This is a genomic window from Nocardia sp. NPDC049526 (genome assembly GCF_044465765.1).
In the GTDB taxonomy this organism is placed as follows: Bacteria; Actinomycetota; Actinomycetes; order Mycobacteriales; family Mycobacteriaceae; genus Nocardia.
Map to the genome: position 1 here is coordinate 193,944 of NZ_JBITMA010000001.1, position 12,876 is coordinate 206,819.

The 12,876-nt window shown below is 65.5% G+C and carries 11 protein-coding genes; 7 read left to right on the plus strand and 4 right to left on the minus strand.

The window, feature by feature from the left end; all coding sequences use genetic code 11:
- Positions 1-105: 105 nt before the first annotated feature.
- Positions 106-621: an EXLDI protein gene (locus ACIBW7_RS00785; RefSeq protein ID WP_397042790.1), complete on the minus strand. Its 516-nt coding sequence runs from the start codon at positions 619-621 to the stop codon at positions 106-108.
- 201 nt (positions 622-822) lie between these two features.
- On the opposite strand from ACIBW7_RS00785, the gene ACIBW7_RS00790 reads away from it, so the two are divergent.
- From ACIBW7_RS00790 to ACIBW7_RS00810, 5 genes are all read left to right on the plus strand, one after another.
- Positions 823-2,499 (plus strand): thiamine pyrophosphate-binding protein, encoded by a 1,677-nt coding sequence (locus ACIBW7_RS00790; protein ID WP_397042792.1) that lies wholly within the window; start codon positions 823-825, stop codon positions 2,497-2,499.
- Complete coding sequence (locus ACIBW7_RS00795) at positions 2,496-3,155, plus strand: SRPBCC family protein (protein ID WP_397042794.1); 660 nt, start codon at positions 2,496-2,498, stop codon at positions 3,153-3,155. The genes ACIBW7_RS00790 and ACIBW7_RS00795 overlap by 4 nt, the downstream gene beginning before the upstream one ends.
- 9 nt (positions 3,156-3,164) lie before the next feature.
- Positions 3,165-4,217, plus strand: coding sequence for a 3-oxoacyl-ACP synthase III family protein (locus tag ACIBW7_RS00800; protein ID WP_397042796.1), 1,053 nt, complete (start codon positions 3,165-3,167; stop codon positions 4,215-4,217).
- Positions 4,214-5,248, plus strand: coding sequence for an aminotransferase class I/II-fold pyridoxal phosphate-dependent enzyme (locus ACIBW7_RS00805; RefSeq protein ID WP_397042798.1), 1,035 nt, complete (start codon positions 4,214-4,216; stop codon positions 5,246-5,248). The genes ACIBW7_RS00800 and ACIBW7_RS00805 overlap by 4 nt, the downstream gene beginning before the upstream one ends.
- A 226-nt stretch (positions 5,249-5,474) precedes the next feature.
- Complete coding sequence (locus ACIBW7_RS00810; RefSeq protein ID WP_397042800.1) at positions 5,475-5,885, plus strand: cupin domain-containing protein; 411 nt, start codon at positions 5,475-5,477, stop codon at positions 5,883-5,885.
- Between the two features lie 178 nt (positions 5,886-6,063).
- Here ACIBW7_RS00810 and ACIBW7_RS00815 read toward each other — a convergent pair whose 3' ends face one another.
- A complete protein-coding gene (locus ACIBW7_RS00815) occupies positions 6,064-6,471 on the minus strand; it encodes an SdpI family protein (RefSeq protein WP_397042802.1) in 408 nt (135 codons plus the stop codon).
- Between the two features lie 128 nt (positions 6,472-6,599).
- Between ACIBW7_RS00815 and leuS the strand changes: the two genes are divergently transcribed.
- Positions 6,600-9,449: a leucine--tRNA ligase gene (leuS, locus tag ACIBW7_RS00820; protein WP_397042804.1), complete on the plus strand. Its 2,850-nt coding sequence runs from the start codon at positions 6,600-6,602 to the stop codon at positions 9,447-9,449.
- Between the two features lie 120 nt (positions 9,450-9,569).
- On the opposite strand, the gene ACIBW7_RS00825 is transcribed toward leuS, so the two are convergent.
- Positions 9,570-10,340, minus strand: coding sequence for a polysaccharide deacetylase family protein (locus tag ACIBW7_RS00825; protein WP_397044104.1), 771 nt, complete (start codon positions 10,338-10,340; stop codon positions 9,570-9,572).
- Positions 10,341-10,532: 192 nt separating this feature from the next.
- The gene (locus ACIBW7_RS00830) at positions 10,533-11,228 is read right to left on the minus strand and encodes an SDR family oxidoreductase (protein ID WP_397042806.1); all 696 of its coding nucleotides are present in this window, start codon (positions 11,226-11,228) and stop codon (positions 10,533-10,535) included.
- 202 nt (positions 11,229-11,430) lie between these two features.
- Between ACIBW7_RS00830 and ACIBW7_RS00835 the strand changes: the two genes are divergently transcribed.
- Positions 11,431-12,768 carry an MGH1-like glycoside hydrolase domain-containing protein gene (locus tag ACIBW7_RS00835; protein ID WP_357481901.1) on the plus strand — a complete coding sequence of 446 codons (1,338 nt, stop codon included), beginning with the start codon at positions 11,431-11,433 and terminating at the stop codon, positions 12,766-12,768.
- Positions 12,769-12,876: the final 108 nt, after the last annotated feature.

Below are 12,876 nucleotides of genomic sequence, written 5' to 3' on the forward strand. Positions count from 1 at the left end.
GCACCGCGCCCGGAGTCCGGTGCGGCGTTATGAGAGGTGGTATTCGGTTGGTGTCGAGTTCGGCTGTTCTAACCCGCCCCGTCGGCTCCGCCGACTACCATCCCCCTAGATGTCGAGTTCCTCGACCGGCGGACGGTCGGCGATCTGGGCCACTCGCTCGTAGAGCTTGTCCGGAATCTTTCCCTTCAATTCGCCGAGCGAATCGACGATCTCGAAAATGAAATCGCCCCAGTCCTGATCACCGACGCCGAGCATGCGACGCCAGTTCGTCAGATCCTTGACCCAGTTGACGCTCTGCGGGTATTCGTCCCAGTTCGAATACTGGGCATGCATGACGAATTTGCCCTTCCGACTGCGATACACCCGGACGTGTTCCATGCGCTCTTCGTTCACGTCGCGATGCTCGCCGAGCAAGGCGCCGGAGAAGCGGACCTGACGCACGCCGTTGTGGCCGACCCGCAGCACTACCTCGTCGTAGCCCTCCAGCCTGCCCTCTTCCAGCTCGATGAACCGCCGCAGCGCGGTGGTCACCGCCCCCGAAAGGTTGCCGCCGACCAGCTCCTGCGCACGCTGGAACAGTGACAGGTCGTCATCGGCGACGTAGATCGTTTTGTTGGGCATGAACTCACTATACGTAGATGTATACGTACACGCAAGTGGTGGCGGAGCACAAAAATCTCCCGGCCGCTTCATGCGCGAAGTACATCTTGCACGAGGGATTGAACCGCTCAGCAGCCCAACTCGTAGTTCACGTGTACGCGATTTGTGACCGCGCCTGTGCTCGCCTTCGGCGCACGGCAGGTCACTGCGAAAGGAGGGCCGATGCCGAGCAGGGTCGTAGATTATCTGGTTCGAGCGGTTTCAACCCTGGGGGTGCGGCACATCTTCGGTGTCGACGGCGCGAATATCGAGGATCTGTACGACGCGCTATTCGATGCGCCCTACGACGTCGCGGGAATCGTTGCCAAGCACGAGTTTTCGGCCGCGACCATGGCCGACGGCTATGCCCGCTCGACCGGCGGACTCGGCGTCGTCGCCGCCACCTCCGGCGGCGGCGCGATGAATCTCGTTGCCGGACTTGCCGAATCGTTCGCGTCTCGGGTGCCGGTGTTGGCGCTGGTCGGGCAGCCGCCGACCGCCCTGGAGGGCAACGGCGCGTTCCAGGACTCCAGCGGGCTCGCGGGCACCATCGATGCGGCCCGGATGTTCGGCGAGATCACCCAGTACTGCGCACGGGTGGAGACCGCCGCCGACCTGCCCGACAAGTTGTCCAGGGCGGTCGACGCCGCCCGGCGCGGCGGGCCCTCGGTCCTGTTGCTGCCCAAGGATGTACAGCAGGGCGATATCGGCGATACCCCGACGTTCCGGCCGACTTCGCCGACGCATCGGCGCGACGAAAGCGGCCTGGCCCGGGTGCGCGCCGCGCTGACCGCGGCACGCAAGGTCGGCAAGATCGTGATCATCGTGGGCGACCAAATCGCGCGCGACGACGCCCGCGCCGAACTAGCTCGGCTGGCGCGCACATTGGATGCGTCGGTGGGAGTCGCCCCGGATGCGAAGGACACCTATGACAATGCCGACCCGGCGTTCTGCGGTGTCGCCGGAAGTATGGGACATCCGGAGTTGTCGGCGGCATTGCGCTCGGCGGCCCTGTGCCTGATCGTCGGCACACCGATGCCGATTACCGCGCGCACCGGGTTGGACGAGCTGTTGGCCGACCGTACCGTCGCGCATATCGGTGTCGCCGCGCCGTATCTGTCTGCGATCCACGCCACCAGCACAGATCTCGCGCGGGATCTGGCCGAACTCGCGGACGAATTCACCGACGGCATCGAAGAGAGCCCTCCGTATCCACCGCATGCTCTGACGCCATTGCGGGTGCCCGAGTCGACCGGTCCCGGTCTGCGCTACCGCGAATTGGTCGAGACGATCGAGACGTCATTGCCCGAGGGTACGGACGTTTTCGCGGATGCGGGCAATACCGGGGCCGCGGTGGTGCACCATTTGAGGGTGCCGCGCGGCGGCCGATTCGTGGTCGCGCTCGGCATGGGCGGGATGGGCTATGCGTTCGGCGCCGCGATAGGTTCGGCATTCGCACGCCATCGCGGACCGTCCGGAACCAGACGCACCATTGTCGTCGCAGGTGACGGCGCGTTCTACATGCACGGCATGGAATTGCACACCGCGATCGAACATCAGCTGCCGGTCATCTTCATCGTGCTCAACAACAACGCGCACGCGATGTGTGTCACTCGAGAACAGCTCTATTACGAAGATCGCTACAGCTTCAACCGATTTCGGCCCACACAACTGGGAGCGGGCATCGATGCCATGTTCCCTGAACTGTCCGCGTACTCCGTCCGTACTACCGCAGAGCTGGCCATCGCACTGGGGCGATGCGTCGAATCCGAAGGGCCGGCATTCATCTCGATCGACGTCGACCCCGACGAAGTTCCACCCTTCATCCCGTTTCTCGCGACATTGGAGAAGAAGCCGTGACAACAAGCGCCCTCCCCGCCCTCAGCGACATCCCGGAAGACGTAATCCCCGGCGTGCTGCGGATCGAGAACTCAGATAAGGACGCAACCACTCCGATTATCATGGACATGCTGCGGTCGGTGTATCCGCACGACCAGATATTCGGCGAATACTGTCCGGTGCAGGCGTATATCGCCGCGCCGCCGGATGAGGTGTGGGAATACCTGGCCGATACCCGCAGCCTGGAGGAGTGGACCTATAGCCTGCGCGGCTTCGTCGAGACCGAGGAACCGGGTCTGTGGCTGGCCTGGGACCGGCTCGGCCCGGAGACCAAAATCTTCACCCGCACCGTCGCGCACCGCGAGGGCATGACCGTCGACTACCACTGCGCCTGGGATCAGAGTCAGCACCTTTGGATGATCTATCTGCTGCGGGTGATCGATGCCCAGGTGGTGTTCAACAAGCCGGGTTCGGTGGTGCTGTGGGTGAACTGCCGTCACCCGTTCTACGACGAAAATCCCTATCCCGAAACGGCTCCCGAGAAGCGGCCGGTATGGGTGGGCGACTTCTGGGAGATGTTCTCCGCCGGGCACCAGCTCGAGATGGACAACCTCAAGGCGATCTGCGAATACCGTGCGGCAAACGGTCTTCCGATCAAGCCCGACTGGATGAAGTGAGGCCGCGCCATGAACTCCGAAGCATTCACCAATCCGAACGGCGCTGGACTGCCGACGGTCAGCCTTGTCGATGTGGCCAGCTATCTGCCGGGTGAGCCGGTCGGCACCGAATACTTCACGCAGTACAGCCGATCCGATCGGATGGCCAAGAACGTCATGTTCCGCTCACCCAAGGCGCGCCACCATGTGGGCAGGGACGAAACCGCGGTGGATATGGTCGAGCGGGCCGTCGCACCGCTGATCGAACGCCATGGTGCACAGGCGATCTCGGATATCGATGTGCTGATCACGCACACCCAGCTGCCGGACAATCCGGTGATGGGCTGCGGACCCGAGACAGCTCGCCGCCTCGGAATGAAGCCCCGCTTCGTCTACGACGTGCACAACGGCGGCTGTGCGGCCTTCGTGCACATGATGGCCATGGCCAGGATGATCCTGCAGACCACCGACGCCCGCTCCGCGCTCATCGCGGCGACCCAGAACTGCGCGGGCCCGGTGTTCACCCAGACCGAGATCCGCAAACTCGCCCAGGCACCGGTGCCCGGTGACGCCTGCGGTGTCGGACTGCTGGTCAAGGACGATTCCGCGCCGATCCTGGATATCGAATGCCGCACCTATCCCGAATTCGCCGGTGATATGGAGTTCTCGACCAATGGCGAGCGCAAGTACTGGGAGCCGGGCGAGGGGCAGGGCTGCGTCAGTTTCACCGAATCGAAGATCACCAAGGTGTTCGCACGCGGCAATCGGCTGGTGCCGGAGGTGGCATTGGCGGTGTGCGATCGGATCGGGGTGAAGGGCCGCGATATCGACACCTTCGTCACCAATCAGCCGAACCGGCTGTTCCTGCGCAACTGGCACGATGCGCTGGAACTGCCGCCGGAGCGGCATCCGGACACCTTCGACCAGTGCGGAAACCTGTTCGCCGCAGGCATTCCGGTCACCCTCGATACCGAGAATCGGGCGGGTCGGCTGCGCAACGGCTCGGTGGTGCTGTTGTCGGCATTCGCGCACGCCGGTGATTTCGCCGGCGCCGCGGCGGTGCGCTGGGGTGCGGCCAGATGAGCATGCGGGTGGCCGATGAATCTCGGCCCTCGCAACAGCACCGAAGTCAACGGACGTTTGCGCGGTTCGATCTCAGCCTGAGCGAAAATCCGTTCCCCCCACTGCCTTCGGTACTTATCGCGGTGAACAACGTACTGGCGCAGGCCAATCGCTATCCGGAGTTCCTTCCGCGCCGGCTGCCGAGGTTGATCGCGGGGCACGTCGGGGTGCATTCGGATCAGGTGGTCGTCGGTTCCGGTGCGACCGGGGTGGCCATGCAGATCATCCAGGCATTGACCAAGCCGGGTGACGGAATCGTCTACGGTGCACCAACTTTCGACGGTTATCCGATCATGGCGGAGATGGCCGATCTCGAGGTCGTTCCGGTGCCCCTGGATGCCGCGGGCAATCAGGATCTCTGGGCGATGACGAAGGCCATCGACAAGCGGACCGGTTTGTTGGTGGTCTGCCGTCCGCACAATCCGACGGGCACCGTGATCTCGGCCGGCGAGCTGAAGTCATTCCTGTGCTCGGTGCCGCGCCGGGTGCCGGTGATCCTGGACGAGGCATATACCGAATTCCTCGGTCCCGCCGATCGGGTCGATACCCTCGAACTGCTCAACAGACATCCGAATCTGCTGGTCCTGCGCACCTTTTCGAAGGCCTACGGACTGGCGGGTCTGCGCATCGGCTACACCTTCGGCCGCAGCGAGTTGATCAGCCGCGTCCGCAGGCTGCAGCTGCCGTTCGGGGTGAGTTCGGCGGCGGTGGCCGCGGTCGCCGCGTCCTACGCCGCCGAACCGGAACTGGCCGCGCGCATCCTGCGCATCACCACCGCACGCGAGACCCTGCGCAGTGCGTTGCTACACCGACACATCGCCGTGCCGCGCAGCTACGCCAACTTCCTGTACCTGCCGGGCCCCGGCGTAGCAACGGCGCTGCGCCGGGCCGGCATCGCGGCCAAGGCCTATCCCGACGGCAGCGCGCGCGTCGCAGTCGGGGACACCGAGGCGGACAACGCGGTGCTGAAGGCGCTGGAATCACTGCGGTAGGTGGTGTTGGAGCGGCGGCGTTCGCGGGACCTGTGTGGTTCCACGGCGCCGCCGCCTCCACCGGGCACCATGCCGGTTACGGCGATGACCATGCGACTCGATGATGACGACGAGCGCATGCTGCGCGAGGAAGTGTTCGAGGCGATACCGCTCGAACCACAGAACGGCACGCCGAACCGCTGGAACGGCTCGACTGATCCGACACCTGCCGGTCTACGAACTTCTCGTGATCGGGCAGTGGTTCGATGGGGTGGTGATGCGGTGGCGGGAGTTCCAGGTGAACGCGGCGCCGGCGCGCGGGACGGCGAGTCGGGTGTTGTTCCGGTTCACGCTGGGGCGGCGTGCGGTCATCGGTCGCCAGACTGTCATCGAACCGGGTGGGACCAGTGGTTGGCACTATCACGACGGCACGCTGCTCGTACTGGTCGCGCGCGGCACGCTCGACCATCCGGGCTCGGACTGTGTCCCGGTCACCTACCGCCGCGGCCGAATCTTCCGGGAACCCAGTGGTCGGTCCTATCCCCATGTGGCACGCAATCTCGGGACGACACCGGTGACGCTGTTCGTGCTGTACCTGAACCCGACCGGCAGCCCGCTATCGCGTCATGTCGATCCGCCTGAGTGCGCCGACCGATAGCGTTCGAGGCGATACCGGCCCGCACCATGAACCGGCACGCCGAATCGCTGGAACGGCTCGCGTAATCCGGTATCCGACGGTCGGGACATGGCCGTGCCCGAGCTCGCCGAGCACCTCCGGAAATGGAGCGAATAGCGACGCGCACGACGTCGCGCTGGGGTCTGTTCGCGACCGCGCGTCAGTTGGTCGGTGCGCAAGCGTCGCGCAACGAGCACGCACCGCAGGAGGAACCGCAGCCGCCGATCTCTTGCGCGGGAACCAACTCCTCGACCGCACGAGCTGCGGCATTCGCGCCCGCACCGAGAGTGAACAGCGCGACCGTCGCTGTGACTACCGCGACGATCAGCGCAGGGACTCCGCCTGCGGCGAGGGCGACGAGACCGCCTGCGAAGAGCAGTGCGCCTGCGGCCACGGAGGTGGGGGCGGCCACGCGGTTGGCGATGCGGAAGGTTTCCTCGTCGTGCAGTGCCGCCTCGGTGTGCACCCCGACGAAGCGGTTGCGTGGCAGCCGGCCGGTCAGTCCGAGCACGCCGGTTGCGATGGCGACCATGGCCAGCACGAACAGGGTGAGAGCGACGACGAACACCCAAGGAGGCTAGCGCACCGCCGCCACGCCGGATCCAGCCCGGCCCGATTTTCGGTGTATAAGCCCGGACGTTCTACCCTGATAGGCACATCTATGACGGGGATCGGCGAGAACAAGAAGGCAGGACCGTGGCGGACACTCGTGCAACCGAAAGCGATGTACCGGAGCACAGGTACAGCGCCGGCCTCGCCGGCCGCATCGAGCGTCGATGGCAGCGGACCTGGGATGAGCGCGGCACCTTCCACGCGCCGAACCCGGTAGGCCCGCTCGCGGGTGCGACGCCTGCGGACAAGCTGTTCGTCCAGGATATGTTCCCGTACCCGTCCGGCGCGGGTCTGCACGTCGGGCATCCGCTGGGCTATATCGCCACCGACGTCTTCGCGCGGTATCACCGGATGCACGGCCGCAATGTGCTGCACGCGCTGGGCTATGACGCGTTCGGTCTGCCCGCCGAGCAGTACGCGGTGCAGACCGGTGCGCATCCGCGCCAGACCACCGAGTCGAATATCGCCACCATGCAGCGTCAGCTGGACCGGCTCGGCCTGGGCCACGACCGTCGACGCTCGTTCGCGACCACCGATCCGGCCTACTACAAGTGGACGCAGTGGATCTTCCTGCGCATTTACAACGCTTGGTACGACAAGGATCTGGACCGTGCCCGCCCGATCGCGGAACTGCAGGCACAGTTCGATTCGGGTGCGCGGCCGGCCCCCGACGGTCGCGCCTGGAATGATCTGACCGCTGCCGAACGCGCCGAGGTGCTGGACTCCTATCGCCTGGTGTACCAAACGGATTCGGTGGTCAACTGGTGTCCTGGTCTGGGCACGGTGCTGTCCAATGAAGAGGTCACCGCCGACGGCCGCAGTGAGCGCGGCAACTTCCCGGTATTCCGGAAGCGGCTGTGGCAGTGGATGATGCGCATCACCGCCTACTCCGACCGGCTGGTCGACGATCTGGACCGGCTGGACTGGCCGGAGAACGTAAAGGCCATGCAGCGCAACTGGATCGGGCGATCCCGTGGCGCGCAGGTGAAATTCGACGCCGACGGTCAGCAGATCGAGGTCTTCACCACGCGGCCGGACACCCTGTTCGGTTCCACGTATGTGGTGCTGGCGCCCGAGCACGAACTGGTCGACAGGCTGACCGCGGAGGCCTGGCCCGCGGGCGTCGATCCGCGCTGGACCTTCGAGGACGCCGGTGACCCTCGGGAAGCCGTTGCCGGATACCGCAAGGCGATCGCGGCCAAATCGGATCTGGAGCGGCAGGAGAACAAGGAGAAGTCCGGCGTCTTCCTGGGGTCCTATGCGACGAACCCGGTGAACGGCGCTCAGGTGCCGATCTTCATCGCCGACTACGTGCTGGCCGGTTACGGTACCGGCGCGATCATGGCGGTGCCCGGACACGATCAGCGCGACTGGGAATTCGCCTCGGTATTCGGCCTGCCGATCGTGGAAGTCATTTCCGGCGGGGATATTTCGACCGCGGCCTACGCCGGTGACGGCGCGCTGGTGAACTCCGATTACCTGAACGGCCTGGCCGTCGAGGAGGCCAAAGCCACCGTCATCGCGCGCCTGGAGGCCGACGGCCACGGCAAGGGCACCGTCCAGTACAAGCTGCGCGACTGGCTGTTCGCCCGCCAGCGCTACTGGGGTGAGCCTTTCCCGATCGTGTACGACGAGGACGGCGCACCGCACGCACTGCCCGAATCGATGCTGCCGGTCGAACTTCCGGAGCTGGACGATTTCGCGCCGGTCACCTTCGATCCGAACGACGCCGATTCCGAACCGTCGCCGCCGCTGGCCAAGGCCACCGACTGGGTGAATGTCGAACTGGATCTGGGCGACGGCCCCAAGCAGTACCGCCGCGACACCAATGTCATGCCGAACTGGGCCGGCAGCTCCTGGTATCAGCTGCGCTACGCGGACCCGACGAACGCGGATGCGTTCTGCGCCAAGGAAAACGAGCAGTACTGGCTGGGCCCGCGCACCGCGGAGCACGGCCCGAACGATCCGGGCGGCGTCGATCTGTACGTCGGCGGTGTCGAACATGCGGTGCTGCACCTGCTGTACGCGCGGTTCTGGCAGAAGGTGCTGTTCGATCTGGGTGATGTGAGCGGTTACGAGCCGTACCGCCGCCTGTTCAACCAGGGCTACATCCAGGCGCATGCCTACACCGACGCGCGCGGCGCGTACCTGCCCGCCGCCGAGATCATCGAGCGCGACGGCAAGCACTACTTCCCCGATCCGACCACCGGCATCGAGATCGAGGCGTTCCAGGAGTACGGCAAGATCGGAAAGTCGTTGAAGAACGCCATCTCGCCGGACGAGATGTGCGATATGTACGGCGCCGACACCTTCCGCCTCTACGAGATGTCGATGGGACCGCTGGACACCTCGCGGCCGTGGGCGACCAAGGATGTCGTCGGTGCGCACCGGTTCCTGCAGCGGGTGTGGCGACTGGTCGTCGACGAGGAGTCCGGCTCGGTCCGGGTCACCGACGTGGCGCCGTCGGAGGAGACGCTGCGCCTGCTGCACAAGACGATCGCGGGTGTGGACGACGATTACGCCGCGCTGCGCGATAACACCGCTGGCGCCAAGCTGATCGAGCTGACCAACCATCTGACCAAGAGCTACCCCGCCGGCGCACCGCGCGCGGTGGTGGAGCCGGTGGTGCTGATGCTGGCGCCGATGGCACCGCATATCGCCGAGGAACTGTGGGAACGGTTGGGGCACAAGGAGTCCCTGGCCCACGGCCCGTTCCCGGTGGCGGATCCGGCGCTGCTGGTCGAGGAGTCGGTGGAATACCCGATTCAGGTGAACGGCAAGGTGCGCAGCCGAATTCAGGTGCCCGCCGACGCGGATAACGCGACCATCGAGGCGACCGCGCTGGCCGATGAGAAGATCGCGGCACTGCTCGGCGGGAACGCGCCGCGCAAGCTGATCGTGGTGCCGGGGCGGCTCATCAATATCGTCGCCTGACCGCGCGCCCGTCCCGCGTTACGGGATCGGCGCGCCGCGCACGCATTTGCCCGGTTATTTCGTGTCCAGCGGGCAAATCCGTGCGCGTCAGCGCGTCGGCGTTCTGCTGCCGCACCGCTGTCAGTGCGGCGGGAGCAGCACGTCGTCGAGAGTCACCATGGAGAGATTGCGCCCCTTGATGATGTCCACCAACTGCCCGTAGACGTGCGTAACCGCGGGCGCATTCGCGTGCCCGATGATGATCGTCTGCGGATTGAAATACTTACGCGCGCACTCCAGTAGGTAATCCTCGGTGATCACACCGGAGTCCGACAGCGAGCCGTACCACATGGTCGGCACGCTGTAGCCGAGATCTGCGGCGACCCGATCGACCGTGCTGTTGTGCCGGCCGAACGGCGGGCGATAGTAGGGCGTGCCGTCCACACCGAAGTTGTTCCACAGGAAGGACTTCGCCCGCTCCAACTGCGAGGAGATGCCCGACGCGGACAGCTTGGTCAGATCCGCGTGGTCCCAGGTGTGATTGCCGAGCTGGATCTGCCCGGAATCGACCAGGGGCCGTAATGCGTCTCGGTGAATCGCCCACGAGTCGTAGTAGGCGGTCACGAAGAAGGTGAACCGCGCGCCGGTATCCCTGGCGAATTTGATGTAGGCGCCGACGACTTCCGGACTCGCACCGTCATCGATCGTGAGCGCCATATTGGTGCCACCGCCCGGCAGTGCGGTGATGGTCTGCGCCGGAATCGGCGTCTTCGGTCCGATCGGCGGCGGGGGCAGCAGCGGTGCGGGCAGTATCGGCCCGCTACCCGCCGAACCACTGTCGAACGGCTCCCCCTCGGCCCGCACACAGCCGGTCAATGCCACCGCGGTGCCTGTAGCAAGCATTGTCAGCAGCCGACGTCTATCCACGATTCGAACCCTCTAGCTTCGCTCTATCAGCGCACCGCCGCCCCGTCGACGCAAACGCGCAGGTAACAGACGCGACGGTACCGAGCGAAACTGTCCCCGAGCTGAACCTCGGAACAACATGTCAAGAAAACGACACCATCCGGGCCGCACATTCGGACGAAATCACAGTGAGCCGAATCAGTAGGGCCGCAGCACGATCTCGGTCGGATGGCCGTCGCGCGGTGTGTCGATGGCCGAACGCACGGTCCCCGCAACCGTCTCCGGGCTCAGGAATTCCTCCGCGCGATACTCGCGACCCTCACCCGCGATGATCTCCCGCTGCATATCGGTATCGATGCGGCCGGGATGGATCGAGGTCACCCGCAGCGCCGGCTCCTCCAACCGCAGCGCGTCACCGAAAGCGCGCAAACCGAACTTGCTCGCCGCATAAGACGCCCACCCCGCATTCGCCCGCAATCCGGCACCCGAATTGATCAGCACCACATGACCGTTGGCCGCGCGCAACGCGGGCAGCAGCAGCCGAGTCAACTCGACGACGGCAATCACATTGGCTTCCAGGGTGTTTCGCCATTGCTGCACCGAGGATTCGGCGATCGAACCCAGGTCCGCGATACCGGCGTTGTGTACCAACACATCCAGGCGCTGAATCGGCGAAACCGCTTCCGCCACTGCGGAATAGTCGGTCAACTCGACCGGCCATCCGGTGGCGCCGGGCAGTTCGCCTAGTATCGCGCGCAGCGCCTCGGCCGAGCGGGCGCCGAGCAACAGATCGTGGGTCGGTGCGAGTTCGCGAGCGATCGCGGCGCCGAGCCCGCGGCTGGCGCCGGTGATCAGCGCGGTCGGCTTCGGTGTGCTGGTCACGGCGGTGGTCATGGAGTCACCGTATCGGCCACCGAAACGGGCAGTAGCACTACCCGCACGCGCGGCGATGGATGCATAAAGCGAATAAGTGGAATTCACGGACGGGGCATGCAGAGTGAGATCCGGCGCACAACAGCTGGCCACCAGGGCGCACCAGGACGAGACACGAGTCACTGAGCGGGCGTACTTGCCGGTGTCATCGCAAAATAGGGGGATGGCACACCCGGGTTTCACCCCAACACAGCTCGCGGCGCGCGCCGCCTACCTGCTACGGGGTAATGATCTGGGCACCATGACCAGTGCCGCACCCCGGCTGTATCCGCACATGTGGAGCTGGGACGCCGCCTTCGTCGCGGTCGGTCTCGCCCCGCTGAGTGTCGAGCGCGCGGTCATCGAACTCGACACCCTGCTTTCGGCGCAGTGGAAGAACGGGATGATCCCGCACATCGTCTTCGCCAATGGTGTGGACGGTTACTTCCCCGGCCCGGCCCGCTGGGAGTGCAAGAAGCTGGCCGCCAATGCACCGGATGGTCCGGACACCTCCGGCATCACCCAGCCGCCGGTACACGCCATCGCGGTGCAGCGCATCCTCGACCATTCCCGCCGCCACGGCCGCAGCACCAGGGCGGTGGCCGAGGAATTCCTGAATCGGCGCTGGCCCGATCTGGTGCGCTGGCATCGCTGGCTGGCCCATGCCCGCGACCCCAAGGAAAGCGGCCGGATCACGCTATATCACGGCTGGGAATCCGGGATGGATAATTCGCCGCGCTGGGATCGGGCCTATGCGAATGTGACGCCCGGCGATCTGCCGCCGTATCAGCGCGAGGATCTGCTGGTGGTCTCGGACACATCGCAGCGGCCGAGCGATCGCGAATACGACCGTTATCTGTGGCTGGTCGAGCAGATGCGTCGTGCCGGATACGACGACTACCAGCTCGCCTCGACGATGAGCTTCGCGGTGGAGGATGTCTTCGTCACCGCGATCTTCGCGCTGGCGTGTGAGGTTCTCGCCAATATCGGCGAGGAGTACAAGCAGCCGCATGCCGATGTCCGCGAACTGTATTCGTGGGCGGAACGCTTCCGCGCGGGCGTGGTCGCGACTACCGACGCACGCACCGGTGCGGCCCGGGATTTCGACGTGCGCCTCAAACGCTGGATCAATACCGAAACCCTCTCGATGTTCGCCCCGCTGCTGTGCGGCGGCCTGCCCCGCGACACCGAACGCAGTCTGCTGCGCCTGTTCGAGGGCCCGCGCTTCTGCGGCCATCCGGACCTGCGTTACGCCCTGCCGCCGTCCACCTCGCCGGTCTCCAAGGACTTCCGCTCCCGCGAATACTGGCGCGGCCCGGTCTGGCCGGTGATGAGCTGGTTGTTCTCCTGGGTCTTCGCCCGCCGCGGCTGGGCCGAACGCTCCTTCATGCTCCGCGCCGAGGGTCTGCGCCAAGCCAGCGACGGCAGCTTCGCCGAGTACTACGAGCCGTTCACCGGCGAACCCCTCGGCAGCATGCAGCAGTCCTGGACCGCGGCCTCGGTCCTGGACTGGCTCGGCTGACGCATCCGGGCCGGTCGCGGCAATGGGGGCCGCTGTTGATGTGAGCGGCCCCGGCAAAGCGGCGAGTGAATGCTGTGCAAATGCCTCAGATGTAACTCTGGTCACATC